Source organism: Pseudomonas sp. USHLN015, from assembly GCF_037153275.1.
GTDB lineage: Bacteria > Pseudomonadota > Gammaproteobacteria > Pseudomonadales > Pseudomonadaceae > Metapseudomonas > Metapseudomonas tohonis.
Map to the genome: position 1 here is coordinate 1 of NZ_JBBCKP010000006.1, position 24,659 is coordinate 24,659.

Annotated in this window: 22 protein-coding genes, 1 tRNA gene and 2 pseudogenes; 11 read left to right on the top strand and 14 right to left on the bottom strand. The window is 68.0% G+C overall.

All coding sequences use genetic code 11. From position 1 onward, the window contains the following. Positions 1-304, top strand: a pseudogene (gene glyA / locus WFQ67_RS13120) (serine hydroxymethyltransferase); the annotation flags it as partial. Between the two features lie 144 nt (positions 305-448). Beyond that, complete coding sequence (gene metR, locus WFQ67_RS13125) at positions 449-1,366, top strand: transcriptional regulator MetR (RefSeq protein ID WP_213626007.1); 918 nt, start codon at positions 449-451, stop codon at positions 1,364-1,366. A gap of 520 nt (positions 1,367-1,886) precedes the next feature. Here metR and WFQ67_RS13130 read toward each other — a convergent pair. From WFQ67_RS13130 to WFQ67_RS13160, 7 genes and pseudogenes are all read right to left on the bottom strand, one after another. Beyond that, complete coding sequence (locus WFQ67_RS13130) at positions 1,887-3,143, bottom strand: OprD family porin (protein WP_213626008.1); 1,257 nt, start codon at positions 3,141-3,143, stop codon at positions 1,887-1,889. 54 nt (positions 3,144-3,197) lie between these two features. Continuing rightward, positions 3,198-3,323, bottom strand: a complete 126-nt coding sequence (locus WFQ67_RS13135) for a hypothetical protein (RefSeq protein WP_213630659.1) — start codon at positions 3,321-3,323, stop codon at positions 3,198-3,200. Positions 3,324-3,336: 13 nt separating this feature from the next. Further along, positions 3,337-3,438, bottom strand: a pseudogene (locus WFQ67_RS13140) (hypothetical protein); the annotation flags it as partial. Beyond that, positions 3,438-4,967, bottom strand: coding sequence for a 3-hydroxyacyl-CoA dehydrogenase (locus tag WFQ67_RS13145; protein ID WP_337057118.1), 1,530 nt, complete (start codon positions 4,965-4,967; stop codon positions 3,438-3,440). The gene WFQ67_RS13145 and the pseudogene WFQ67_RS13140, both read right to left, overlap by 1 nt. Then, positions 4,964-5,761: an enoyl-CoA hydratase-related protein gene (locus WFQ67_RS13150; protein ID WP_337057119.1), complete on the bottom strand. Its 798-nt coding sequence runs from the start codon at positions 5,759-5,761 to the stop codon at positions 4,964-4,966. The genes WFQ67_RS13145 and WFQ67_RS13150 overlap by 4 nt, the downstream gene beginning before the upstream one ends. A gap of 44 nt (positions 5,762-5,805) precedes the next feature. Next, entirely contained in the window at positions 5,806-7,002 is a 1,197-nt protein-coding gene (locus tag WFQ67_RS13155; RefSeq protein ID WP_337057120.1) for a CaiB/BaiF CoA transferase family protein, read from the bottom strand. A gap of 16 nt (positions 7,003-7,018) precedes the next feature. Then, positions 7,019-8,743: an acyl-CoA dehydrogenase family protein gene (locus WFQ67_RS13160; RefSeq protein ID WP_337057121.1), complete on the bottom strand. Its 1,725-nt coding sequence runs from the start codon at positions 8,741-8,743 to the stop codon at positions 7,019-7,021. A 110-nt stretch (positions 8,744-8,853) separates the two neighbouring features. On the opposite strand from WFQ67_RS13160, the gene WFQ67_RS13165 reads away from it, so the two are divergent. Both WFQ67_RS13165 and WFQ67_RS13170 read left to right on the top strand, forming a co-directional pair. Further along, a complete protein-coding gene (locus tag WFQ67_RS13165) occupies positions 8,854-9,762 on the top strand; it encodes a LysR family transcriptional regulator (protein WP_285960941.1) in 909 nt (302 codons plus the stop codon). Between the two features lie 154 nt (positions 9,763-9,916). Continuing rightward, positions 9,917-11,299, top strand: coding sequence for an MFS transporter (locus tag WFQ67_RS13170; RefSeq protein WP_337057123.1), 1,383 nt, complete (start codon positions 9,917-9,919; stop codon positions 11,297-11,299). A 190-nt stretch (positions 11,300-11,489) separates the two neighbouring features. Here the strand turns inward: WFQ67_RS13170 and WFQ67_RS13175 are convergent, their stop codons facing one another. From WFQ67_RS13175 to WFQ67_RS13185, 3 genes are all read right to left on the bottom strand, one after another. After that, entirely contained in the window at positions 11,490-12,566 is a 1,077-nt protein-coding gene (locus WFQ67_RS13175; RefSeq protein ID WP_213626015.1) for a bifunctional transcriptional activator/DNA repair enzyme AdaA, read from the bottom strand. Between the two features lie 128 nt (positions 12,567-12,694). After that, complete coding sequence (locus WFQ67_RS13180) at positions 12,695-14,017, bottom strand: APC family permease (RefSeq protein WP_337057124.1); 1,323 nt, start codon at positions 14,015-14,017, stop codon at positions 12,695-12,697. Positions 14,018-14,134: 117 nt separating this feature from the next. Continuing rightward, a complete protein-coding gene (locus tag WFQ67_RS13185; RefSeq protein WP_337057125.1) occupies positions 14,135-14,950 on the bottom strand; it encodes a carbon-nitrogen hydrolase family protein in 816 nt (271 codons plus the stop codon). A 150-nt stretch (positions 14,951-15,100) separates the two neighbouring features. Between WFQ67_RS13185 and WFQ67_RS13190 the strand changes: the two genes are divergently transcribed. Further along, positions 15,101-15,889 (top strand): helix-turn-helix transcriptional regulator, encoded by a 789-nt coding sequence (locus tag WFQ67_RS13190; protein ID WP_213626018.1) that lies wholly within the window; start codon positions 15,101-15,103, stop codon positions 15,887-15,889. Between the two features lie 428 nt (positions 15,890-16,317). On the opposite strand, the gene WFQ67_RS13195 is transcribed toward WFQ67_RS13190, so the two are convergent. The 4 genes from WFQ67_RS13195 to pcsA all read right to left on the bottom strand — a co-directional run bounded on the left by WFQ67_RS13195 (position 16,318) and on the right by pcsA (position 21,014). Next, the gene (locus tag WFQ67_RS13195) at positions 16,318-17,628 is read right to left on the bottom strand and encodes an NAD(P)/FAD-dependent oxidoreductase (RefSeq protein ID WP_173173078.1); all 1,311 of its coding nucleotides are present in this window, start codon (positions 17,626-17,628) and stop codon (positions 16,318-16,320) included. A 98-nt stretch (positions 17,629-17,726) separates the two neighbouring features. Next, entirely contained in the window at positions 17,727-19,091 is a 1,365-nt protein-coding gene (locus WFQ67_RS13200; RefSeq protein WP_337057127.1) for a glutamine synthetase family protein, read from the bottom strand. A gap of 528 nt (positions 19,092-19,619) precedes the next feature. After that, entirely contained in the window at positions 19,620-20,156 is a 537-nt protein-coding gene (locus WFQ67_RS13205) for a hypothetical protein (protein WP_337057128.1), read from the bottom strand. Positions 20,157-20,291: 135 nt separating this feature from the next. Continuing rightward, a complete protein-coding gene (pcsA, locus tag WFQ67_RS13210; protein ID WP_213626020.1) occupies positions 20,292-21,014 on the bottom strand; it encodes a phosphatidylcholine synthase in 723 nt (240 codons plus the stop codon). A gap of 322 nt (positions 21,015-21,336) precedes the next feature. On the opposite strand from pcsA, the gene WFQ67_RS13215 reads away from it, so the two are divergent. The 6 genes from WFQ67_RS13215 to WFQ67_RS13240 all read left to right on the top strand — a co-directional run bounded on the left by WFQ67_RS13215 (position 21,337) and on the right by WFQ67_RS13240 (position 24,590). Further along, positions 21,337-21,543, top strand: a complete 207-nt coding sequence (locus WFQ67_RS13215) for a cysteine-rich CWC family protein (protein WP_337057129.1) — start codon at positions 21,337-21,339, stop codon at positions 21,541-21,543. After that, positions 21,543-22,235 (top strand): pseudouridine synthase, encoded by a 693-nt coding sequence (locus WFQ67_RS13220; RefSeq protein ID WP_285960935.1) that lies wholly within the window; start codon positions 21,543-21,545, stop codon positions 22,233-22,235. The genes WFQ67_RS13215 and WFQ67_RS13220 overlap by 1 nt, the downstream gene beginning before the upstream one ends. A gap of 483 nt (positions 22,236-22,718) precedes the next feature. Beyond that, positions 22,719-23,603, top strand: a complete 885-nt coding sequence (locus tag WFQ67_RS13225) for an alpha/beta fold hydrolase (RefSeq protein ID WP_213626023.1) — start codon at positions 22,719-22,721, stop codon at positions 23,601-23,603. A 122-nt stretch (positions 23,604-23,725) separates the two neighbouring features. Beyond that, a tRNA-Gly gene (locus WFQ67_RS13230) sits at positions 23,726-23,799 on the top strand. Between the two features lie 153 nt (positions 23,800-23,952). After that, a complete protein-coding gene (locus WFQ67_RS13235) occupies positions 23,953-24,237 on the top strand; it encodes a type II toxin-antitoxin system ParD family antitoxin (protein ID WP_337057130.1) in 285 nt (94 codons plus the stop codon). Continuing rightward, positions 24,237-24,590: a type II toxin-antitoxin system RelE/ParE family toxin gene (locus tag WFQ67_RS13240; protein WP_337057131.1), complete on the top strand. Its 354-nt coding sequence runs from the start codon at positions 24,237-24,239 to the stop codon at positions 24,588-24,590. The genes WFQ67_RS13235 and WFQ67_RS13240 overlap by 1 nt, the downstream gene beginning before the upstream one ends. The last annotated feature ends 69 nt before the right edge of the window (positions 24,591-24,659 follow it).

The window sequence follows — 24,659 nt, forward strand, 5'->3', positions numbered from 1 at the left end:
TGTTCCTGGTCAGCCTGATCAAGCAGGGCCTGACCGGCAAGGACGCCGACGCCGCCCTGGGCCGCGCCGGCATCACCGTGAACAAGAACGCCGTGCCCAACGACCCGCAATCGCCCTTCGTCACCTCCGCGTGCGCATCGGCACCCCGGCCATCACCACCCGTGGCTTCAAGGAAGAGCAGAGCGTCGCGCTGGCCGGCTGGATCTGCGACATCCTCGACCACCTCGGCGACGCCGATGTCGAGGCCCAGGTCGCCAGGCAGGTGGCGGGCCTCTGCGCCGATTTCCCCGTCTATCGCGGCTGATCCCGGCCCGGACGCAAGGCGGCCCCAGGGCCGCCTTTTTCATGCCCCGTGCGCAACGCCGGGCACCTCTCGACAGCCGCGCATCCATGAGGGAGACTCAACTTCCTTCCGCCCGCCACGAATTTCATTCATAGAGCCGCCATCATGCTGGAACTGCGCCATCTCAAGACCCTGCACGCCCTGCGCGAAGCCGACAGCCTGGTGGAGGCCGCCGAGCGCCTGCACCTCACCCAGTCGGCCCTCTCCCACCAGTTCAAGGAGCTGGAGGAGCGCCTCGGCATGCAGCTGTTCGTGCGCAAGACCAAGCCGGTGCGCTTCACCAGCGCCGGCCTGCGCCTGCTGCAACTGGCCGACTCGCTGCTGCCACAGCTGCGTGCCGCCGAGCGCGACATCGCGCGGCTGGCCGGCGGCACTGCCGGTCGCCTGCACATGGCCATCGAATGCCACAGCTGCTTCCAGTGGCTGATGCCGACCATCGACCAGTTCCGCGACGCCTGGCCGGAAGTGGAGCTGGACCTGGCCTCGGGCTTCTCCTTCGCCCCGCTGCCGGCCCTGGCCCGGGGCGACCTCGACCTGGTGGTGACCGCCGACCCCATCGACCTGCCCGGCATCACCTACGTGCCGTTGTTCACCTATGAGGCCCTGCTGGCCGTGGCCAACCAGCACCCTCTCGCGAGCAGGCCCCACGTGGTGCCCGAGGACCTGGAGACGGAAACCCTGATCACCTACCCGGTGGAACGCGACCGCCTGGACATCTTCACCCGCTTCCTCGAACCCGCCGACATCGAACCCGCCCAGGTGCGCACCTCGGAACTCACGGTGATGATGATGCAGCTGGTCGCCAGCGGCCGTGGCGTGTGCTGCCTGCCCAACTGGGCCCTGCACGAATACAGCTCGCGCGGCTACGTCACCGCCAAGCGCCTCGGCGAGAAATCCCTCTACGCCACCCTCCATGCCGCCATCCGCTCGGACATGCTCGACGCCCCCTTCATGCGCGACTTCCTCCTCACCGCCAAGGACACCTCCTTCGCCACCCTCGAAGGCGTCAGCGCCGCACGCTAAAGCCCCCGTTGGGCGAGCTCATTCGCCCAACGTTGCGGCACCTACCCACCCAACCTGTGGGAGCGAATTCATTCGCGAAGGAGCCGCAGGCTTCACCCGCCCCTCCCCCACAAGCACAACCCTGTAGGGGCGACTTCAGTCGCCAAGCGGTGCACAGCACCGCCACAAGCTTCGCGAGCAGAGCTCGCTCCTACCAAGTGGCACTTGCCAGTCCTGTGGGAGCGAATTCATTCGCGAAGGAGCCGTAGGCTTCACCCGCCCCACCCCCACAAGCACAACCCTGTAGGGGCGACTTCAGTCGCCAAGCGGTGCACAGCACCGCCACAAGCTTCGCGAGCAGAGCTCGCTCCTACCAAGTGGCACTTGCCAGTCCTGTGGGAGCGAATTCATTCGCGATGGCCCTCTCCAGCGCCAAGAACCGACAGGCAATCCTCCGGCCTGCTTTCGCGAATGAATTCGCTCCCACGACATCCCCGGCCTGCCCGTAGCCCGGGCTTCAGCCCGGGGAGGCAACAGCCGCTCAGAACAACGCCAGGCTGTAGCTCAGGATCACCCGATTCTCGTCCACGCCCCGGCCCACGCTGGTGCGGTAGACGGAATTGCGCCAGGTCAGCCCCAGATCCTTGAGCGGGCCGCTCTGCACCACATACTTGATGTCGGTGTCGCGCTCCCATCCGTCCACCGAGCGACCGTCACCCAGTTCACCATCCCGGGCCTTGAAATAGCGGGTCATCAGCGACAGGCCCGGCACGCCAAGGGCAGCGAAGTCGCAGTCGTAGCGCAGTTGCCAGGAGCGCTCGCCACGCTCGGCGAAGTCGTAGTACTGGCCGAAGTTCACCAGGTAGGCATCAGCCCCCTGTACATAGGGGAAGGCGGTACGGCCACTCATGCGCTGCAGACCCAGGCCCAGTGCATGGCCATCGTGGCGACGGTAGGTGATCAGGCCACCGACCGAGCGGTTGTCGATCTCGCGGCGCCAGCCGGTGCCGGCATCGCGGCTGTCGAACAGGCGCAGGTCCAGCTCCAGGCGGTCCTCGCCCAGGGGCACGCGGCCCTTGAGGCCGAAGAAGTCCTGGCGGTAGATGTCCTCCAGTTCGGCATGGTGGTAGCTCAGCGTCCAGCCGGGGCGTGCCTCCCAATCGAAGCCGGCCAGATCCAGATGCCCGGCACGGGGCCCGGCGGTGAAGCGCTTGTTGCGGTTGTACAGGGCCAGGTCGCTGCGCCCGCCCTCGTTGCGCTGGCTCACCTCGTCCAGCCGCGCCAGGGTGAAGCCCAGGCCCTCCCATTCGCGGGATTCCACCAGGCCGCCATGGAAGGTCTGCGGGAACAGCCGGCCATTGTTCGGCTGCAGGGTGGGCAGCCTGGGCACCAGGGCGCCGAGTTTCAGTTCGCTGCGCGAGACCCGGGCCTTGAGGGTGCCGTCGATCCGGCCGTAGTCATCGGCGGCGCGGCCATCGTCCTGCACCGCCAGCAACCCGGTGCCGGCGCGGCCCTTGCCGGAATCCAGCTTCAGCCCCAGGCGCCCCATGGCGTCGAGGCCGAAACCGACGGTGCCTGTGGTGTAGCCGGAGCGGTAGTCGAGGAGGAAGCCCTGGGCCCATTCCTCGTGCAGCGAGTCGCCCGCGCCCTCACGGAAATCGCGGTTCATATAGAAGTTGCGCATCTGCAGAGTGGCGCTGGAGCCCTCGATGAAACCATCGGCGGCCAGGGCCCAGGGGGCCGCGCCGCCCAGCAGCAGGGCAATAAGTGCAGCGGGGTGTTTCTTGTTGTTATGCATGGTGCTCTCCAAGGCTCGGGCGCGCCGGCTGGCGCGCCCTCCATCACGAAGCGCTCAGGTGCGCTCCAGGACCACGGCCACGCCCTGGCCCCGCCCCACACAGAGGCTGACCACGGCGTAGCGCAGGTTCTTGCGTTGCAGGGTGCGGCAGGCGGTCAGCGCCAGGCGCGCGCGAAGCAGTCATCACCGGCATCAGCAGGCCGCCGGCCAGGTCATCCGGGCGGACCTGGGCCAGGGCACCGCCGTGGCGGCCGAAAGGCGTGCGCAGGCCGCCATAGATATAGGCATCGAGCATCAGCGTTCTCCCTGGAAAGATGCATCGGTATGCAGGAGGGACAGGCCCAGCCGCGCGCGACGGCGCAGCCAGGGGCTGGGGCGGTAGCGCGGATCACCGCTGAGGGCATGCAGGCGCTGGAGGATCGACAGCACCCGCGCCGGCCCCAAGTGGTCGCCCCAGGCCAGCGGGCCCTGTGGATAACCGAGGCCCAGGCGCACGGCCAGGTCGATATCGGTGGGTGCGGCGATGCCTTGCTGGGCGATGTCGCAGGCCAGGTTGACGATGCCGGCCAGGGTGCGCTGGACCACGAAGCCCGCGCTGTCGCGGATCACCGTGACCCTGGCGCCATCGGCCGCGAACAACGCCCGCGCGGCTCCAAGGCAGTCCGCCCGGGTGGCGGGCGTTGGCATCAGGCAGCGGTGCGAGGCCAGCTCCGCCAGGGCGTCGAAGGCCACCACGCGCGTGGGGTCGAGCTCGAAGCGCAGCGCCGCCTCGGTGGCATCCAGGCCCAGGGGCGCGAGCAGGCAGAGCGCTTCGGCGGAAGGCCGCGCGCCCTCCTCCAGCTCCGCGCCCAGTCCGCTCAGCCAGGGGCGCAATATCGCGGCGTCGAAGCCCTCGTCCAGCCCCAGCCACACCGGCATCCGCGGGCCGATGGCGCACGGTTGCGGAACCGGCTCGGCAACCGCCGGATAGCGATGGAAACCATGCCCGCTCTTGCGTCCCAGATAGCCGGCGGCCAGGCGCTGGCGCAGCAGCGGGTGCGGGCGGTAGCGCGGTTCCTCGTAGAACTGCCGGTAGATGGATTCCATCACCGGCACGCCGACATCCAGCCCCACCAGGTCCATCAGCTCGAAAGGCCCCATGGGGAAACCCGCGCCATCGCGCAACAAGGCGTCCACCTCGGCGGGCCCCGTCACGCCCTCGGCGAGGATGCGCAACGCTTCGGTGCCATAGGCACGGCCCGCGTGGTTGACCAGGAAGCCCGGCGAGTCCTGCGCCCGCACCGGCTCGTGCCCCAGCTGCCGCACCAGCGCCAGCAGGCGTTCGACGACGGTCCCACGGGTCGCCAGGCCGGGGATGACCTCCACCAGGCGCATGCGCGGCACGGGGTTGAAGAAGTGCAGCCCGGCGACCCGCCCGGGGTCGTCGCAGGCCGAGGCGATGGCGGTGATCGACAGCGACGAAGTGTTGCTGGCGAGAATCGCCTCGCCCTCCAGCAGCGCCTCCAACTGGCGGAACAGCGCCTGCTTGGCGGCCAGGTCCTCGACTATCGCCTCGACCACCAACTGGCAGCCGACCAGGCCCTGCAGCGTTTCCACCGGCCGCAGTGCCGCCCTGGACTGCTCCAGCTGCGTGTCGCTGACCCGGCCCTTGTCCCGCTGTTTCTCCAGCGCGGCGACGATGCGCTCCCGGGCCTGTGCCGAGGCGCCAGGGCGTGCGTCATGCAGGCGCACCTGCAAGCCCGCGCTGGCCGCCAGCTGGGCGATGCCCTGGCCCATGGCGCCGCAGCCGACCACACCGAGCCGGGTGATCTCGAACCCGTTCATCGGCCCCGGTACTCCGGCTCGCGCTTCTCGAGAAAGGCGCGCATGCCCTCCTTCTGGTCATGGCTGTCGAACAGCAACTGGAACGCCTGGCGCTCGAGCAGCAACGCGCTTTCCAGGGGCAGGTCGGCGCCATCACGGACCACCGCCTTGATCTGCGCCACGGCCAGCGCCGGCAGGCGGGCGATCTCCCCGGCCAGCGCCAGCGCGCGGGGCAGTGCGTCCTCCTCCGCCACCTCGCTGGCCAGGCCCATCGCCAGGGCCTCCTCGGCCCCCACCAGGCAGCCGGTCAGCAGCAGGCGCAGGGCCTGGTACTTGCCCACCGCGCGCACCAGGCGCTGGGTGCCGCCGGCGCCGGGCATGATGCCCAGGCGCACCTCGGGCTGGCCGAAGCGCGCCGTGGCGCCGGCGACGATCAGGTCGGCATGCAGGGCCAGCTCGCAGCCGCCACCCAGGGCCAGGCCGTTGACCGCCGCGATGATCGGCTTGCGGCATTGCGCCAGGGCCTGCCAGTAGCGCTCCACGCGCCGTTGCTGGACCTGCAGCGGGCCGGCTTCCACCAGTTCGCCGAGGTCCGCTCCGGCGGCGAACACGGTGGGGCCGCCGCTGATGACGATGACCCGCACCGACGGGTCCTCGTCCAGCCCCTGCACCGTCTCGGCCAGGGTGCGACGCAACGCCAGGTCCAGGGCATTGCGCAGCGCCGGTCGATCGAGGGTGAGCAGGACGATGCCGGCGCCGGGGTGTTCGAGCCGCAGCGGCGGCTCCGGGCAAAAGCGTTCTTCATGGACCGTCATGACGATCTCCGTTGTGTCCTGTCTGCGGGGAAGCGGGAGGTGCGTCAGCCGCGCACGATCCCGCGTTGGATCAGGTCGTCGACCTGACCGGCGTCCAGGCCGAGGCCCTCGAGCAGCTCGCGGCTGTGCTGGCCCAGGCCCGGTGGCGGGCTGCGGTACTGCGCCGGGGTGCGCGAAAGCTTCACCGGCGAGGCGACACCGCGGTAATCACCCAGCTCCACCAGCATTTCCCGGTGGCGGGTGTGCGGATGGGCGATGGCCTGGTCCACAGTCACCACCGCGCCGCAAGGCACGCCCAGGCGGATCAGCGCCTCGGTCAGGGACGGGCCGTCGTGGCTGGCGAGATGGCCTTCGAGTGCCGTCTTCAGCGCCTGGCGGTGCACCGAGCGACTGCCGTTGTCGGCGAAGCGCGGGTCGTCCAGCAGGGCCTCGGCGCCCAGGTGCTCGCAGAGCCGGGCGAACTGGCGGTCGTTGCCCACGGCGAGGAAGATCGGCTCGCCGCCGGTGCGGTAGCTGTCGTAGGGGGCGATGTTGGGGTGGGCGTTGCCGCTGCGCGGGGTCACCCGGCCCGAGCCGAAGTAGTTGGGCAGGTGCGGGTGCAGGAGCGACAGGCCGCAGTCGTAGAGGGTGATGTCCACGGACTGCCCGCGCCCGCTGCGCTGCCGCTCGTGCAGCGCGAGGAGGATGCCGGCCAGGGCGTTGAGCCCGGTGGCCATGTCCACCACCGGCAGGCCGACCCGCAGCGGCCCGCCGTCGGCCTCGCCGTTCACGCTCATCAGGCCGGCCATGGCCTGGATCGCCGCGTCGTAGCCGGGCAGCCCGCCGAGCGGGCCGTCGGCGCCGAAGCCGGAGACCGCGCAGTGGATCAGCCGGGGAAAGCGCTCGGCCAGCACCTCGGCATAGCCGATGCCCCAGCGCTCCAGGGTGCCGGGCTTGAAGTTCTCCAGCAGCACGTCGGCGCCTTCCAGCAGGCGCAGCAGCAGCTGGCGGCCCTCGGGCTGGGCGAGGTCCACCACCAGTCCCTTCTTGTTGCGGTTGATGCCACGGAAATAGGAAGCCGTGTCGCCCTCGAAGGGCGGGCCCCAGCCCCGGGTCTCGTCACCGGCCGGGGGTTCCAGCTTGATCACCTCGGCGCCGTGGTCGGCCAGGGCCTGGGAGCAGTAGGGGCCACCCAGGACGCGGCTGAGGTCGAGAACGCGGATGCCGTGCAAGGCGCCCCGAGGGGCTGTCGTTGTGGTCATGGTCAGGGCTCCGCGATCAGTGGGGCAGCAGGCGCAGGGCGTCGTCCAGGCTAAGCGGGCCTTCGGCCAGCAGGGCCGGCAGCAGCGCATCGCCGGCATCCGCCTCGGCCGCCAGGGGGTCGCGGGGCAGCACGCGGTGGCGCAGCACCAGCAAGGCCAGGGCCAGGCGCCGGTGGTTGGGGGCCAGGCGCGCGCCCTCCCAGGCCAGGGCGATGGCCGTGGCGATGTGATAGAGCGCGCTGCCGGCCTGGCGCACCTGCTGGTGGCGGCGGGCCTCGGCGACCTCGGCCATCAGCGCGACGGCCTTGTCCAGGCTGCTGCGCAGCAGCGCATCGGCGGCGGCAGGCAGGGCCGCCTCATCGAGCAGGCCGCGCAGGTGGCGGGCCAGGGGCTCCAGGGCGCCTTCGCGGGTCACGGCGCGGGCGATGTCCAGCGCCACGATGTTGCTGGTGCCCTCCCAGATCGAGCCCAGGTGGGCGTCGCGCACCAGGCGGGCGTCGCTCCATTCCTCGATGTAGCCGACGCCACCGCGCACCTCCATGGCGTCGCCGGTGGCACGGCGGGCATCACGGCAGGCGCGGAACTTGATCAGCGGGGTGAGGATGCGCACGCACTGCTGCGCCTCGCGGTCGCCGGCATCGGCACGGGGCAGCAGGGTGGCGATCTGCATGAACAGGGAACGCGCCTGCTCGGCGGGCAGCATCAGCTTGAGCAACTGGCGCTGCATCAGCGGCATGTCCACCAGGCGCTTGCCGAAGGCCTGGCGCTGGCGGGCGACGAACAGCGCCTCGTTGAGCCCCCGGCGCATCAGCCCGGCGGCCCGCACGCCGTTGGACAGGCGCGACATGTTGACCATGTCGGCCATCTGCTGGAAGCCGCGTCCGACCTCGCCGATCAGGTAGGCGGTGGCGCCTTCCAGGGTGATCTCGCCGCTGGCCATGGAGCGGGTGCCGAGCTTGTCCTTCAGGCGCACGATGCGGTACGCGTTGCGGCTGCCATCGGGCCGGTGCCTGGGCAGCAGGAACAGGCTGACGCCTGCCATGCCCTCGGGGGCGTCCTCGGGCCGGGCGAGCACCATGGCGAGGTCGGCGTCGGGGTTGGAGCAGAACCACTTGTCGCCGTGCAGGGTCCAGGCCCCGTCCTTCTGCCGCGCCACGGTGCGGATGCGCGCCACGTCGGAGCCGGCGGCCTGCTCGGTCATGAACATGGCGCCCTGGTAGAGGCTGTCGAAGTCCCGCGAGGTGAGGCTCGGCAGGTAGCGCTCCACCAGCTCCGGTGCGCCGTACTTGCGCAGGGTGCGAGTGAGGGAGTCGGTCATGCTCACCGGGCAGCAGAGGCCGAACTCGGCCTGCACGAACAGGTAGGTCAGCGCGTACTTGACCAGCGGCGGCGGGCCGTCGGCCACGTGGCTCATGGAGGCCAGGCCCAGCTCGGCGTAGGCCACCCGCTCCAGGGCCACGTAGTCAGGGTGCTTGAGGATGCGCTGGCGGTCCTCGCCGCGCCGGGTGCGGCTGGCCAGCACCGGCGGGTTCTTGTCCGCCGAGAGCGCCAGGGTGTCCAGCTCGCCGCCGGCGCGTGCGCCAAGCGCCTGCAGGCGCGGCAGCCAGGGCGCCAGGACCGCCGGCGGCAGGTAGAGGGACAGCAGGCGGGCGAGCTCGGGGTCGACGTCGAACAGGTTCATCCCACTGCTGTCGGGGATGTTCAGTTCATCGATGACGGGGCGTTCGATCAGGGCGTTCATGGCGTCACTCCTTCGTGTCGTGCGCCGAGACTAAGAAGCCCTACGATAAGTATCCAATAGAATAAAAAGCCCATACGATAAGAAAATCATATCGTTGAAGGGAGCACCGGATGGACCTCAAGCAGCTTCGCTACTTCATCGCCGTCGCCGAGGAACTGCACTTCGGCCGCGCCGCCGCGCGCCTGTTCATCTCCCAGCCGGCGCTCTCCTTCGACATCAAGAAGCTGGAGGAGCAGTTGGGCGTGCAACTGCTGGCGCGCACCAACAAATCGGTGAAGCTCACCGCCCCCGGCCAGGTGCTGCTGGAGGAGGCCCGCAGCCTGCTGCAACAGGCCGAGCAGGCTCGGCGCCTGACGTTGCGCTCGGCCCAGGGTGCGCTGGGCCGGCTGCGCGTGGGGTTCGTCAGCTCGATGCTCTATCGCGGCCTGCCGGCGGCGGTGAGCGGCTTCGAGGCGGAGCACCCGGGCATGGAGGTGGTGCTGCAGGAGATGAACAGCGCCGAGCAGGCCCTGGCGCTGCAGCGCGGGCAGATCGACATCGGCTTCATCCATCGCGGCCCCCTGGCGGCAGGGCTGCGCTCCGAGGCCCTGCTGGCCGAACCCTTCCTCTGCTGCCTGCCGCCCGGGCATCCCCTGGCGGGTGCTGAGCGCATCGACCTGGCCGAACTGCGCGACGATCCGTTCATCCTCTTCCCGCGACCGGCGGCGCCGCACTACCACGACCTGATCATCGCCTGCTGCGTGGGGGCCGGCTTCAGCCCGCAGATCCGCCACGAGGCCCGGCTGTGGCAGACCATCGTCGCCATGGTGGCGCAGGGCATGGGCGTCGCGCTGTTGCCGGCGTCCCTGTGCCGCGCCTGGCCGGGTGTCGTCGGCGTCCCCCTGCAGCAGGAAGGCGCACTGTCGGAAATCCATGCCCTGCTCGGCGAGGAGAACGCCCCCGAGGCGGCACACGCCTTCCTCGCACGCCTGCAACGGCAACTGGCAGGCGACGATACGGATTCCGTTATCGCGCCATAAGAACAAACGACTATTGATTTGCCGCCCGCGCTCCTAGACTCCGGCTCGACTCGAGTCTCAAGCCATGCGCCAGCCCGCCCCGCCACGCCCCTTGCCTCTGTCGGCGGGGTGGCCGCTGGTTCGCCAGATAAAAACAACAAGAGAGGTGGAGTCCATGAACCACGCCCTGCACCCGGACGAACGGGAACAGCATCGCAAGGCCCGCAAGGCGGGCATCGCTTCCTTCATCGGCACCACCATCGAGTGGTACGACTTCTACATCTACGGCCTGGCCGCCGCACTGGTCTTCGGCAAGGTGTTCTTCCCCGCCGACATGGACCCGGGCGTCGCCACCCTGCTGTCCTTCGCCACGCTCTGGTCCGGCTTCATCGCCCGGCCCCTGGGCGGCATCATCTTCGGCCACCTGGGCGACCGCATCGGCCGCAAGACCACCCTGGTGATCACCCTGGTGATGATGGGCCTGGCCACCACCGGCATCGGCCTGCTGCCCACCTATGCGCAGATCGGCGTCTGGGCGCCGGTGACGCTGGTGTGCCTGCGGGTGCTGCAGGGCATCGCCGTCGGCGGCGAGTGGGGTGGCGCCATCCTCATCGCCAGCGAGAGCGCGCCCAAGGGCAAGGGCATCCTCTACGCCGCCTTCGCCCAGCAGGGCTCGCCCACCGGCAACCTGCTGGCGACCCTGGCCTTCTTCGCCCTGAGCAGCCTGCCGATGCCGGACTTCCTGCAATGGGGCTGGCGCATTCCCTTCCTGCTTTCGGCGGCGCTGGTGATCGTCGGCATGGTGATCCGCCTGACCCTGGAAGAGTCGGCGGACATGCAGCGGCTGATGCGCGAGAAGAAGACCGCCAAGCTGCCGATCCTCGAAGTGCTGCGCAAGCACTGGCTGGTGGTGCTGCTGGGCGCGGGGACGCTGCCGGTGATCCACGTCACCTACTTCAAGAGCACCTTCGCCCTGTCCTGGGCCACCAAGACCCTGGGCTACAGCCAGAGCACCTTCCTCAGCATCATCGTCATCGCGCTGGTGGTGCAGTTCATCAGCCAGCCCATCGGCGCGCTGCTGACCACCCGCATCGACATGCGCAAGGCGGTGGCGATCATGGTGCTGCCGGAGTTCATCCTGATGCCGGCGATGTTCTTCGCCGTGGAGACCAACGTGTACTGGATCGCCGCCGTCGGCATGTGCCTGGCGACCATCCCCCACGCCATGTTCTACGGCGCCATCGGCGGCATCCTGGCCCGCGCCTTCCCCACCCGGGTGCGCTACTCCGGCCTGTCGCTGGCCTACCAGCTGTGCTCCCTGCTGGTGGGCGGCGGCACCCCGCTGCTGGCCCAGTGGATCCTCAATTCCACCGGCAGCATCGTCGGCGTGGCCATCGCCTCGGCGTTCTATGCGGTGGTGTCGCTGGTCTGCACCCTGGCCCTGCTGCGCATCACCGGCCACCACGCCAGCGAACTCTCCACCGCCGAGCGGGACAATGGCGAACCGGATGCCCAGGCCGAGCCCCGCAGCACCATCGGCCAGACCAACCCGGCCTGACTCTCCCCCCAAACCCGCGTGCACGCCACGCGGGTTGCACCCGCCCTGCAGCGGCACAGACCCGTGTAGGGGCGAATTCATTCGCCCAGCAGTGCGCAGCACTGCCAGAAGCTTCGCGAGCAGAGCTCGCTCCTACAACAACCCGCACGCCCCTACAACGATCCCCGGCCGCCCACCCGTAGCCCGGGCTTCAGCCCGGGACCGCGCGGCCCATGCGCCGCTCGTGCTCGATCAGCCAGCGCTTGCGCCACAGCCCACCGCCGTAGCCGGTGAGGGAGCCGTCGGAGCCGATGATGCGGTGGCAGGGGATGACGATGGCGATCTGGTTGGTGCCGTTGGCACGGGCGACGGCGCGTACCGACGAGGGCGAGCCGATGGCGCGGGCCAGGTCGGCGTAGCTGCAGGTGACGCCGAAGGGAATCTCGCGCAGGGCCTGCCACACACTGCGGGTGAAGGCCGAGGCGCCCATGGCCAGCGGCGTGGCGAAGACCACCGGCTCGCCGGCGAAGTAGCGCGAGAGCTCCGCCTCGATCTGGTCGATGGGGGCGAAGCGGCCGAAGCCGATGCGGGTGCCGGTGAGCTTCTGCAGGTTCTTCAGCTCGTTGGCCAGCGCCGGCCGGTCGAAGAACTCCAGCAGGTGCAGGGACTGCGCATCCGCCACGGCCAGCATCACGCCAAGGGGCGTTTCCAGCCAGTCGGCCTTGAGCAGCTCACGCCCGCGCAGGTGCGACGGCGGTTCGCCCAGCAGGCGGGTGAAGGCGCTGCGGAAGCCGCTGTCGGAGTCGAAGCTGGCGGTCACCTGGGCGTCCACCACCCGTGCCCCGGCGGACAGCTGCGCCAGGCCCTGGCCGATGCGGCGCAGGCGGGCCATTTCCAGGAAGGTCACGCCGAAATGGCGCTTGAAGGCACGGCGCACCGTGGAGGGGTCGTGGCCGAGGGCGACGAGGTCGCCTTCCAGCCAGCGCCTCTCCTGGTCCTGCTCCAGCAGCGCGACCAGCTCCTTGACCAGCGGCTCCCGGGCGCCCACCTGGTCCAGCGGGCGGCAGCGCAGGCAGGGCCGGAAACCCGCCTCGACACAGGCCTTGATGCTGCCGAAGAACACCGAGTTCTCCCGCTTGGGCTTGCGCGCGGCGCAGGTCAGGCGGCAGAACACCCCGGTGCTCTTGACCCCGACGAAGGCAAAGCCCTCATAGGCCGGGTCGCGCTCCAGCAGCGCCTGGTAGAGGGTCTCGTCATCGGGTAGCGAATCGAACAGCGGGGCATCCATGGCCGGCTCCGGAACCGTGGGAAAAAGAGCGCCCACTTTATGCCAGGAAACCGTCCTTTGCCGCCTCGGATCGGGCGTCCATTCCACGGGGCGAGCGAGCAGGATACCCGCCCTCCCCGACGCGGCCGTCAGGCCTCTTCGAAGTGCAACTCCGGCGGCTGGCGACGGAAGCCGCCGGTGAGCCAGGCGAGGTAGATCACCCCCAGGGCCAGCCAGGACAGGCCGAGGATGATCGCCAGGTGGTCGAGGCTGATCATCAGCCACAGGGTGGAGACCATGCCGATCAGCGGGCAGACCACGAACAGCAGCGCCTCGCGCGGGCCGCGCCGATCGCTGCGCAGCCAGTAGTGGAAGATCACCGAGAGGTTCACCAGGCTGAAGGCCAGGAAGGCGCCGAAGTTGATGAAGGAGGTGGAGGTGGTCACGTCCATCTTCAGCGCCAGCAGGGCCACCACGCCGCACAGCACGATGCTGCCCACCGGGGTGCCGAAGCGTTCGCTGAGGCGGCCGAACAGGGATTGCGGCAGCACGCCGTCGCGGCCCATGGCGAACAGCAGGCGCGAGGCGCTGGCCTGGGCGGAGAGGCCCGAGGTGAACTGGCCGACGATCAGGCCGATGAGGAACACCGAGACGAACACATCGCCGCCGATGTTGCGGGCGATCTCGTAGGCCGCCGAGTCCGCGCTCTGGAACTCGATGGACGGGTGCGCCAGCTGCACGAAGTAGGAGGTGGCGATGAAGATCAGCCCGCCGATCAGGGTGATCAGCAGGATCGCTTTGGGAATGGTCCGGCGCGGGTCACGGGTCTCTTCGGTGAGGGTGCTCACCGCATCGAAGCCGAGGAAGGAGTAGCAGGCGATGGCCGCGCCACTCATCACCAGCGGCAGGTTCAGGCCCTCGCCGACGAAGGGCGCCAGGGACCACAGCGGCTTGCTCGCATCGCCCAGCACGTAGTGCACGCAGAGCGCGACGAAGGCCAGCAGCACCAGGAACTGCACCAGCATCAGCGCGCCGTTGACGGTCTTGGCCAGCTTGAGCCCGACCACGTTGATGGCCGTGGTGACGCCGATGAAGGCCAGCACCCAGAGCGCCTGGGGCACGTCGGGGAAGGCCGAGTGCAGGTAGGCCGCGCCGATCAGCCAGATGGCCATGGGCAGGAACAGGTAGTCCAGCAGCACCGCCCAGCCGGCGAGGAAGCCCAGCTTGGGGCTGATGGATTTGCGCACGTAGGTGTAGGCCGAGCCGGCCACCGGGAAGGCGGCGGCCATCCGCGCGTAGCTCAGCGCGGTGAACAGCATGGCCAGGGACGCGGCCACGTAGGCGGCGGGCACCAGGCCCTGGGTGACGTCGGCGAGGATGCCGAAGGTGCCGAGGACGATGATCGGGGTCATGTACGCGATGCCGAACAGCACCACGGACCCCAGCGACAGGGTGCGCTGAAGACGAGCCATTACTGCTACTCCGAATTGTTGATTGTTATGGCAGAGCCGAAGTCGGCGAAGGTGGAGCGACCGCGTCCCTGGGGATGCGGCTACGCGGGCGCCTCGGGGGCGCCCGTCGAATCGGGATCAGGGGATCAGCAGCTCGCGGCGGCCGTCGGCGTGCTCGCGCATCTCGCCCGGCAGCACCATGCGGCGGTCGTCGAGGTAGCGGTAGTCGCTGCGGGCGGCGGCGATCTGGCCGAGGTCCAGCTCGATGATCTGCCGGCACTCCTCGCGCCCGGCCTCCAGCAGCAGGCGGCCGAAGGGGTCGACCACGGCGCTGCCACCGGCGAATACCAGGTCGCCATCCCCCTCGCCCACGCGGTTCACCATCACGGCGAAGGCCTGGTTCTCCATGGCGCGGCCCATGATGGCGGTGCGGTGGGTGGGGCCGTAGGGGTCCATGTTGCCGTTGGTGACGATGATCAGCTCGGCGCCGAGCTGACCGAGGGCGCGGGCGCTCTCGGGGAACTCGATGTCGAAGCAGATCAGCAGGCCCACGCGCACGCCCTTGTACAGGCAGGTGGCGTAGCGGTCGCCGGGGGTGAAGATGCCGCGGTCGGAGGCCCACAGGTGGGTCTTGCGGTACGTCAGGGCGATGCCTTCGGGGGTGATCAGCAGCGTGGTGTTGTAGTAGGTGCCGGCGTCGTTCTCGGCGATGCCGATGGCCACGGCGACGTCGCGCTCGCGGACGGCGCGCTGCACGGCCTGGACGGTGGGGCCATCCAGCGGTTCGGCGACGGCGGCGATGTTCTCGGCGGTGGGGAAGCCCATCAGGTGGGTCTCCGGGAACACCACCAGGTCGGTGTCGGTGGCGCAGGCGGCGATGGCTTCCAGGGCGCGGGCGAGGTTGTGGGCGGTATCGCCGTCACGACCGGCCAACTGGACGAGTTCGACCTTCATGGGGACTCCTGTTTCTTGTCGTTGCACGAGACCTGCTGGCGCAAACCGGTCAGAATGCGCGCTGCGTCGGTCCCGGTGTTCGCGCAGTATGGAACCGCCGGCGCCTTCGGTGAAATCACGCCCGCGTGGTAACCCATCAGGGGTAGAAGCATGACGTTGAGCCTGCAGGACATCGCCTGGCACCGCTCGGTGGGGCAACTGATCGAGTCGCTGGACGCCCCGGGTTTCTGGGTGGCGCTGGTGCGCACCCTCGGCCAGTACGTGCCCCATGACAGTTGGGTGGCGCTGCTGTTCAGCGAAGGCCGGCCCCTGGTGTGCGCCGAATGCCCCGGCGAGGACGGCGAGCCGGACCTGCTGTTCCAGGACTACCTGGACGGCCTCTACCTGCTGGACCCCTTCTACATCCACAGCCGCGAAAGCAACCGTGGCGGCCTGCTGCGCCTGGCCGACGTGGCGCCGGAATGCTTCGAGCAGACCGACTACTACCAGCGCTACCACCGACTCAACGTGGTGACCGACGAGTTGCAGTTCAACGTGCCGCTAGAGGGCGGGCGCACCCTGTGCCTGTCCCTCGGCTCGCGCCAGGCCTTCACCCCCGAGCAGATCGCCCTGCTGAGCCTGGTGGAACCCTGGGTGGTGGGGCTGATGCGCCAGCGCCTGGCCTTCGAGGCCGAACGCCTGGCCAGCACCCCGCAACCGGCGCCGAACTGGGAGGTGCAGCTGGACCAGGTGGGCCAGCAGGTGGAAAGCGCCCTCACCGCCCGCGAGCTGGAGGTCGCCCGGCTGATGCTCAGCGGCTGCTCCAGCAAGGAAGTGGCGCGCAAGCTGGCCATCTCGGCGGAGACGGTGAAGGTCCACCGCAAGCACATCTACGCCAAGCTTGGGATCAAGTCGCAGTCGGAGCTGTTCTCGCTGTTCCTCAAGGCGCAGCGGGGGTAAACCGCAGGAGCGAGGGGAGCGCTGCGCGCTCCTTGGCGAATGAATTCGCCCCTACAGATACCGTGCCCCGTGGGAGCGAATTCATTCGCGATCAAGCCAGGCGCCACCAAGCTTCGCGGTTGAAACCGCTCCCACAAACAGCGTCGGCGGCCCTTGCCGGGCGTAGGGTGGACCGCGCTTCATCGGTCCACCGTCGGGGCCAACCGCAACACGGATGGTGGACGTAAAAGCGACGTCCACCCAACCCGGCTACAGACATCGTGCCCTGTGGGAGCGACTTCATTCGCGGCCAAGCCAGGCGCCACCAAACTTCGCGGTTGAAACCGCTCCCACAGGGAGCAGGCACAGTCCCCGTAGGATGGGATGAGCTCGGCGAATCCCATGCGGCCAGCACGGGCTACCCGGGCTGAAGCCCGGGCTACGGGGCCTTAGCGGAGTTTTTCCAGCATCTGGTAGTACCACATGCCCACGGCGAGCATCGGGTTGCCGAACACGTCGCCCATGGGGACCTTGATGTGCGAGCAGTCGGCGAAGGTGTCGTAGTGGCCGAGGCTGCCGGTCATGGCCTGGGCCATGATCTCGCCCATGATGTGGGTGGTGGCGATGCCGTGGCCGGAATAGCCCTGGCAGTACCAGACGTTGGGCGAGAGCTTGCCCAGCTGCGGGATGCGGTTGATGACGATGCCCATGGCGCAGCTCCACTGGTAATCGATCTCGATGCCCTTGAGCGCGGGGAAGGTGCGTTCGATGGCCGGGCGCAGCTCGCCGGCGATGTCCCGCGAGTCACGCCCGGAGTAGTTGGCGCCACCGCCCAGCAGCAGGCGCTTGTCGGCGGTGAGGCGGTAGTAGTCGAGCACGAAGCGGCAGTCGTAGACGGCCAGGTCCTGGGGGTTGATGCGCTCCGCCAGCTCGCCCAGCGGGCGGGTGGTGACGATGCCGCCCATGGCCGGGAATATCATGCCCTTGAGCTTCTTCGGTTCCAGCTTGTGGTAGACGTCGCCGGCCAGCAGCACCTGGCGGGCGTTGATGCGGCCCTGGGCGGTGACCACCGCCGGGCGCTCGCCGTGGATGATCTCCAGCACCTCGGAGTGCTCGAAGATCATCGCCCCCAGGCTCTCGGCCGCGCGGGCCTCGCCGATGCACAGGTTGAGCGGGTGCAGGTGCATGTTGCGGGTGTTCTTCAGCGCGCCCAGGTACAGGTCGCTCTCCAGGTGCTGGCGCACGCCGGCGGCGTCGAGCAGGGTCACGTCGTCGCCCATGCCCCGGCGCTGGGCCTCCTCGAAGGATTCGCGCAGCTCGTCGATATGGGCGGGCTTCATCGCCGCATGCAGGTGGCCGTGCTTGAGGTCGCAGGCGATGCCGTACTTCTCCACCCGGCTCTTGATGATCGCGTGGCCGCGCCAGCGCAGGTGCCAGATGAAGTCGTCCACCTCCGCCCCCAGGCGCTTGCGCATCTGCTTGCGCATGGCGCCGTCGCCCGAGAGGCTGCCGGTGACCTGGCCGCCGTTGCGGCCGGTGGCGCCCCAGCCGATCTTCTTCGCTTCCACCAGGGCGACCTTGAGGCCGCGCTCGGCCAGCTCGACGGCGGTGGCGACACCGGTGAAGCCGCCGCCGATGATCACCACGTCGGCCTCCACCGTGCCCTGCAGGGTGGGGTAGTCGGTTTCGGCATTGAGGGTGGCGGTGTAGTAGGAGGCGCAGCGCTCGGCGCTGGGCGTGGTCTTCAGTGCGACGTTCATCTTGGTTTCCTGCGAGGCCCTCGGGGGCCCTCTCCGTACGAATCTGTTTACCGGGCCCCTGCACTCGCAGGGACGACGGGCCGGGCGCTGCCGCGGGATCAGGCCTGGTTCAGGTACCAGCGCCAGTCCTGCTCGCCGACCTCGGCCATGAACTGGCGGTACTCGGCGCGCTTCACCGCGAGGTAGACGCCGAGGAACTCCGCGCCCAGGGCCTCGCGGGCCCAGCCGGAGTTCTCCAGGGCCTGCAGCGCGGTCAGCCAGTCGGTCGGCAGCAGCTCCTTGGCCTGTGCATAACCGTTGCCCTCGATCGGTTCGCCCGGGTCGATCTCGTCGCGGATGCCGCGATGGATGGCGGCGAGGATGGCGGCCGCCGCGAGGTAGGGGTTGGCGTCGGCACCGCAGATGCGGTGTTCGATGTGGCGGGTATAGGCCGGGCCACCGGGCACGCGCAGGCTGACGGTGCGGTTGTCCACACCCCAGGTCGGCGCCAGGGGCGCGTAGCTGTTGGCCTGGAAGCGGCGGTAGGAGTTGGCGTTGGGGCAGAACAGCAGCAGCGAATCGAGCAGCGAGGCAAGCATGCCGCCCACGGCCAGGCGCAGTTGCGGGGTGCCGGCCGGGTCTTCGCTGGCGAACAGGTTGCGGCCCTCGGCGTCGGCCAGGCTGACATGCATGTGCATGCCGGTGCCGGCCAGGTGATCGAAGGGCTTGGCCATGAAGCAGGCCTGCATGCCATGGGCATTGGCCACGCCCTTGACCAGGCGCTTGTAGCGCACGGCCTGGTCCATGGCCTCCAGCGCGTCACCGTGTTCCAGGGTGATCTCCACCTGGCCGGGCGCGTATTCGGAAATGGCGGTGCGGGCGGGAATGCCCTGGGCCTTGCAGGCGGCATAGAGGTCGGCGAGGAAAGGCTCGATCTGTTCCAGCTCGCGCAGGCCGTAGACCTGGGTGGTGCGCGGGCGACGACCGTCGCCGTCCAGCGCCGGTTGCGGGCGGCCCTGGGCATCGGGCTTCTGGTCCAGCAGGTAGAACTCCAGCTCACAGGCCATCACGGGGTGGAAGCCGTCGGCCTTGAGGCGCTCGATCACCTCGATCAGCACGTGGCGCGGGTCGGCGATGGCGGCGGGCATGCCTTCGCTCGGGTGCATGCTGACCTGCACGGCGGCGGTGGGCATGCGACGCCAGGGCAGGCGCACCAGGCTGCCGGCCAGCGGGTAGGCGCGGCAGTCGATGTCGCCCACGTCCCAGACCAGGCCGGAGTTCTCCACATCGTCGCCATTGAGGGTGAGGCCGAGAATGGTGCTCGGCAGCGGCCGGCCGCTCTTGTACACGGCGAGCAGCTCGTCACGGTGCAGCAGCTTGCCCCGTGGCACGCCATTGGCGTCGAGGATGAACAGCTCGAAGGCGTCGATATCGGGGTTCTGGTCGAGAAAGTCTCGGGCTTCCTGCTCTGTGGCGAATTTCATCTGGCTCTCTTCAGCGCCGCATCGGGCGCACGTGATGATCCCGGGCAAGGCCATGCAAACACTGTGCAGGCGTGCGTTCGGGAGCGGGTCGTCGCGTGACGGACGGCGGCCAGGGGAGTGGCCGGTCCGGAATCAGAAGGGAGCAGCGTCCGGCGGGCGCGCGTGGCGGCAGTGCCAGAGGGCCCAGAAGGCCAGTTCGAGGGGAAGGGAGACGCTGGGCTGGCCCGGCCACCGACGCTCGCACCCAATACCGTGCCCCGCCGGTGCGGCGAGGGGCTCGGAGGGTGCGATCAGCGACGGGGGAAAACCCATTGAAAGAGGCCTGGATATGGAATGGCACGAGCCTCGCACGCCACGATGGGTGCTTAAAATCCAGTTTTTTCTATCTTTGGTTAATCAGGTGCTAAACAAATGAACGGCGGGATTCGCGGAGGCCCGGTGCACGTGTGGGAGCGGTTGCAACCGCGAAAACCCAGGCACCGAGCCCGATCGCGAATGAATTCGCCCCCACGAAAGAGCAGGCGGGACTCAGTCGTCGTCCTGCGCGCCCTTCATGGATTCGTAGACCTCCACGGCGTCGATCTGCAGCTCGTCAGCCAGCTCCAGCACGCGGGCCACGTCCTGCTTGTAGACCAGCACGGCCTGGAGGACGTCGTCTTCCATCGGGTCGCTGAAGCCCACCAGAACGTAGCCGCCCTTTTCCGGGTAGAGAGCGCTGAGCTGGACCTGGATGCGGTGCATGGCACGCAGCGGGTCGACCTTCTTCAGCTGCTTGGGCTGGATGTTGAAGCTCACCTCGGGACCGAAGGAGGCGATGATCTGCGCCAGCAGGTCCGGGTAGTCGTCGGCATGGAAGAGCACGGTCTCCGGCAGGCTGCCGACCACCACCCATTCGCCCAGGGGGATGGTGAAGCTGTCGTCGTAGTTGATGTCCGGGTTGGCGGCGAGGAAGGCCTCGGGATCGGCATAGGCCTGGGCGGCTTCGTCGGCGATCTTGTCGATTTCCTCATCCGACATGCAGCCCGAGCTGATTTTGGTGATGAGTTCGATCAGCTGCGTTTTCATCTGGAAAGGGTCCTGCGGGTGGGAAACAAGGCGTGAAGGATATAGGCAAGTCACCTTGCCGGCCATGCGAGCCCGGCTCGTCGCGCCCACAAAAAAGCCCGTCGCGAGGACGGGCTCTTGTGCAGCGGTCGCGGATCAGGCGCGCAGCTTGCCGCGCCAGTCCATCAGGCTGCGCCACAGGCAGACGCCGACGAAGTAGGCCGAGGACAGGCCCCAGAGGGCGACCATCATGGACTTCAGGTCAGGGTACTGGATGATCAGGAACATGCTGCTGAGCATCCACACGAAGGTCACGGTGATGTTCAGCGGCATCAGCTTGCGCACGCGGAAGGGGTGCAGGAACTTCAGCTTGGTCAGCGTCAGCGCGGCCAGCACGCAGATGATCGCGAAGCTCGCCACCGGCGGCAGGTCGATCAAGTACAGGTACAGCGCCACCACGTTCCAGGCGGCCGGGAAGCCGACGAAGTAGTTGTCGCTGCTCTTCATGTTCAGGTTGCAGAAGCAGAACAGCGACGACACCAGGATCAGGCTCACGGTGGGCAGCACGGTGTAGTCGGGCAGCGGCACGTAGCGGTAGATGAAGAGCGCGGGGATGAATACGTAGGTCAGGTAGTCGATGACCAGGTCGAGGGTGGAACCATCGAAGTTCGGCAGCATGGTGCTGGTCTGGACCTTGCGCGCGAAGCTGCCGTCCAGGCCGTCCACCAGCAGGGCGGCGCCGAGCCAGAGCAGGCAGTCGCGGGGCTGGTTGTCGAACAGAGCGAGGATGGCCATCAGGGCCAGTACCACGCCGGTGGCGGTCACGCCATGAGCGGACCAGGCCTTGGCCTTGTTGACCGTATTGATTTGAGTGGACACGTGCGTCTCTATTCCGCTGAGTGGGTGACGATAATCCGTAGACAACTGGATTTTCTTACGCGTTCATCAGATAACACTGACGAAGATGCGCACAATGCCGAAAATTCTACTCGTTGCGCTACTAATTCGCTGCTAGGCCATTCACAAGCGACGGCGATTTCCTCTGCCAAGCGCCCCGTTCCTTCCAGCCGCACGGCTCTGCAATGGGCTTCGGGCCCGGTGGCACCGCTTATCGTATCGGTCCACGTCCGTCCCCGTCGGCTTGCATCGGCCGCCGACGCGCTGCACCCTAGCGACCTTTCCCACAGCCCCCGCTACCGGCATGAACCAGGCCCCCGACCCTTCGCGCTGCCCGCTCTGCGGCCTGACCAACGACTGCGCCGAATCATCCGCCAGCGGCCAGCCCTGCTGGTGCTTGCACACCCCGATCGACCCCGAGGCGTTGCGCCGCATCCCGCTGGACGCCCAGGGCAAGGCCTGCCTCTGCCCCCGCTGCGCCGGCCTGCTGACGCCCGAAGAGCCGACCTGATGCGCCTCGACCGCCTGCTCGGCAACCTTCCCGACCTCAACCGCCAGGCCGCGCGCCTGCAACTGGCCACCGGGCACGTGCGGGTCAACGGCGTCGTGGCCACCGACGGCAGCCTCGAAGTGCGGGTGTTCGACCGCGTCACCCTCGACGAACGCGAAGTGCAGCCCGGCAAGCCGGCGCGCTACTTCATGCTGCACAAGCCCGCCGGCTGGGTCAGTGCCACCGAGCACCCCGAACACCCCACGGTGCTCGACCTGCTCGAGGAGCCCGACAAGCACGAGCTGCACCTGGGCGGGCGCCTCGACCTCACCACAACCGGGCTGCTGCTGATCACCAACGATGGCCTCTGGTCGCGCCGCCTCACCCTGCCGCAGACCAAGCAGCCCAAGGTCTACTACGTGGAAACCGAGCAGGAGATCGACCCGGCCTGCATCGACGCCTTCGCCCAGGGCCTCTACTTCGCCTACGAGGACCTCACCACCCGCCCCGCGCAGCTGGAGATCCTCGCCCCCCGCGCAGCGCGGCTGACCTTGCACGAAGGCCGCTACCACCAGGTCAAGCGCATGTTCGGCCACTTCCGGAACAAGGTGCTGCGCCTGCACCGCGAGAGCATGGGCGCCCTGCCCCTCGACCCGGCCCTGCAACCCGGGCAGTACCGCGCCCTGACGACGGAAGAGATCGCCCTCTTCTGAGCGCACACGGCCGGCCGCCAGCGAACTGCAACGCCCACCGCGCCAACGGCTCGGAACGTGACCGGAAACGGTGCTCCGGCGGCCGGGCGCGTAACAGAGCGGCAGCCTTTTCTTCGCAACCCGACGGGCTGCACGGAAAAAGTGCCGATTCGTGCTTGCGGGGGTCATGGGTGTCTGCTTGAATTCAAACCGTAGGTCAGAGTGTGACCAATGAGTCATTCCAGCCTTCCAAGCGATCCGCAACACCCCGGCCTCACCCGCCGACATAGGTTTCCTGCCTGGTCAAAGTGCACTTCCGGCCCCTGCAAAGGGCGCTGGCAGCCCCGCTCTTTTTCGACCTAAGTTATTGAAAAATAAATAATTCCAAAAAAACCGCCTGACATTCTCTTGTCATCTCCAGGCGTTTATCTGACTGCCCGAATGCTCCGCGAACGAAGCTCCTCGCCTCGTCCGCACGACCCACTTGCGCCAGGAGGAAACGACATGAGGGCACAGACCCAGGTCGTCACGATCGACAGGAAGTACAAGGTACACACGGAGTTCTACGGCAACCCTCAAGCCAGCCGCACGATCATTCTGGTCAACGGCTCGCTGGCCACCACAGCCTCGTTCGCGCAAACGGTGAAGTACCTGCAACCGCAGTTCAACGTGGTGCTCTACGACCAGCCCTACGCCGGCCGCTCCAAGCCCCACAACGACCACAGCCGGCCGATCACCAAGGAAACCGAGGCGGAGATCCTCCTCGAACTCATCGAGCACTACCAGGCGGACTACCTCTCGTCCTTCTCCTGGGGCGGCGTCGCCACCCTGCTCGCCCTCGGCCAGAGCCCAGCGCGGATCAAGAAGGCGGTGATCAACTCCTTCTCGCCGATCCTCAACGAGCCGATGCTCGACTACATGAAGAACGGCATGAACTACCTGCAGGCCGTGGATCGCGAGAACGTCGGCGCCCTGGTCAACGACACCATCGGCCGCTACCTGCCGACGCTGTTCAAGCGTTTCAACCACAAGCACGTCGCCAGCCTCGACGAGCACGAATACCGCCAGATGCACTTCCACATCCGCCAGGTGCTGTCGCTGGACGCCAACTGCTACGTCGATTGCCTCAAGGCGGTGGATATCCCGCTGCTGTTCATCAACGGCGAGCACGATGTCTACACATCCCCCAAGGACGCCAGGCTGTTCGCCGAGCACGTGCGTGATTGCCAGTTCGCCACCATCCGCAACGCCGGCCACTTCATCGACATCGAACACAAGGCCGGCTGGCTGCAGACCCAGCAGGTGTTGCTGGGCTTCCTCAACGCCCCCGCCAGCACCCAGCAACCACGTCACCTGCAACCGCAGCCCACCCAGGCGATGGCCGTCTGACCGCCCCGCGCAGGCCCCCGCAACGGGGGCTTCCACCACCCGTCGTCGAGAAGAGGCGTGCATCAAGTGCATGACCGGGCTTCATTTCGGCCAAGGCTTCTGGTAAAAAGGCGGCCTTGAAAGCGGGCGTCGTATAATGGCATTACCTGAGCTTCCCAAGCTCATGACGAGGGTTCGATTCCCTTCGCCCGCTCCAGACATAGAAAGGCCCGCAGTCTCATCGAGATGCGGGCCTTTTGCTTTCCAGCTCCCGTAGGTTGGCGCCGAGCGCAGCGAGGCCCAACGGCTCATTGGCATAATCTGCCAATCCTCCATACAGTGGCCCACTCCCCCTCTTGGAGTCGATGCCATGCCTACCCGAAACGTGGTGCTCAGCGACCACCAGCACGAATTTGTCGAACGCCTGGTGCAATCCGGTCGCTATCAGAACGCGAGCGAGGTGGTGCGCGAAGGGCTGCGCCTTATCGAGGAGCGTGAGCGCCTGGAAGCAGCCAAGCTCGATGTGCTCCAGCAGGCGGCCCGTAAAGGTCGGGAAGATATCGCGGCGGGTCGTTACCTGGATGTGGAAGATGCCCAGCTCGAAGACATCATCGGCCAGCTTGGCCAGCAGGCCGCTCGACGCAAGCAAGACTGATGGCCCGGTACCGTTTATCCAAAGCCGCGCAAGCCGACATCCTCGACATTTTGGCCTGGACGGACGAGCAGTTCGGCGAGATTGCACGCCAGCGCTATCAGGCCCTGATCGTTGCCGGCCTGCGTGATGTCGCATCAGCCCCGAACCAGGCCGGCAGCGCGGAACGACCGGAGCTCGGCGACGGCGTTCGCTCCTGGCATCTACGACTGAGTCGCGAACGGGGCCGCACAGCGTCGGGCATCGTGCGCAATCCCCGGCACTTCCTTATCTACCGGCAAGAGGCGGACAGGATCGTGATCGACCGGGTTCTACACGATGTGATGGAGCTCTCGCGTCACCTGCCTGTCGAGTAGGCTGGCTGATATCCCCATGTTGGGCTTCGCACGCTCAGCACCAACCTACGGTGATCACCGTGCGCAGCC

Excerpts from the sequence above, each read along its gene's own strand:
- metR (WP_213626007.1), top strand. The coding sequence starts at position 449 with ATGCTGGAACTGCGCCATCTCAAGACCCTGCACGCCCTGCGCGAAGCC.
- WFQ67_RS13130 (WP_213626008.1), bottom strand. The coding sequence starts at position 3,143 with ATGCATAACAACAAGAAACACCCCGCTGCACTTATTGCCCTGCTGCTG.
- WFQ67_RS13145 (WP_337057118.1), bottom strand. The coding sequence starts at position 4,967 with ATGAACGGGTTCGAGATCACCCGGCTCGGTGTGGTCGGCTGCGGCGCC.
- WFQ67_RS13150 (WP_337057119.1), bottom strand. The coding sequence starts at position 5,761 with ATGACGGTCCATGAAGAACGCTTTTGCCCGGAGCCGCCGCTGCGGCTC.
- WFQ67_RS13155 (WP_337057120.1), bottom strand. The coding sequence starts at position 7,002 with ATGACCACAACGACAGCCCCTCGGGGCGCCTTGCACGGCATCCGCGTT.
- WFQ67_RS13160 (WP_337057121.1), bottom strand. The coding sequence starts at position 8,743 with ATGAACGCCCTGATCGAACGCCCCGTCATCGATGAACTGAACATCCCC.
- WFQ67_RS13165 (WP_285960941.1), top strand. The coding sequence starts at position 8,854 with ATGGACCTCAAGCAGCTTCGCTACTTCATCGCCGTCGCCGAGGAACTG.
- WFQ67_RS13170 (WP_337057123.1), top strand. The coding sequence starts at position 9,917 with ATGAACCACGCCCTGCACCCGGACGAACGGGAACAGCATCGCAAGGCC.
- WFQ67_RS13175 (WP_213626015.1), bottom strand. The coding sequence starts at position 12,566 with ATGGATGCCCCGCTGTTCGATTCGCTACCCGATGACGAGACCCTCTAC.
- WFQ67_RS13180 (WP_337057124.1), bottom strand. The coding sequence starts at position 14,017 with ATGGCTCGTCTTCAGCGCACCCTGTCGCTGGGGTCCGTGGTGCTGTTC.
- WFQ67_RS13185 (WP_337057125.1), bottom strand. The coding sequence starts at position 14,950 with ATGAAGGTCGAACTCGTCCAGTTGGCCGGTCGTGACGGCGATACCGCC.
- WFQ67_RS13190 (WP_213626018.1), top strand. The coding sequence starts at position 15,101 with ATGACGTTGAGCCTGCAGGACATCGCCTGGCACCGCTCGGTGGGGCAA.
- WFQ67_RS13195 (WP_173173078.1), bottom strand. The coding sequence starts at position 17,628 with ATGAACGTCGCACTGAAGACCACGCCCAGCGCCGAGCGCTGCGCCTCC.
- WFQ67_RS13200 (WP_337057127.1), bottom strand. The coding sequence starts at position 19,091 with ATGAAATTCGCCACAGAGCAGGAAGCCCGAGACTTTCTCGACCAGAAC.
- WFQ67_RS13205 (WP_337057128.1), bottom strand. The coding sequence starts at position 20,156 with ATGAAAACGCAGCTGATCGAACTCATCACCAAAATCAGCTCGGGCTGC.
- WFQ67_RS13215 (WP_337057129.1), top strand. The coding sequence starts at position 21,337 with ATGAACCAGGCCCCCGACCCTTCGCGCTGCCCGCTCTGCGGCCTGACC.
- WFQ67_RS13220 (WP_285960935.1), top strand. The coding sequence starts at position 21,543 with ATGCGCCTCGACCGCCTGCTCGGCAACCTTCCCGACCTCAACCGCCAG.
- WFQ67_RS13225 (WP_213626023.1), top strand. The coding sequence starts at position 22,719 with ATGAGGGCACAGACCCAGGTCGTCACGATCGACAGGAAGTACAAGGTA.
- WFQ67_RS13235 (WP_337057130.1), top strand. The coding sequence starts at position 23,953 with ATGCCTACCCGAAACGTGGTGCTCAGCGACCACCAGCACGAATTTGTC.
- WFQ67_RS13240 (WP_337057131.1), top strand. The coding sequence starts at position 24,237 with ATGGCCCGGTACCGTTTATCCAAAGCCGCGCAAGCCGACATCCTCGAC.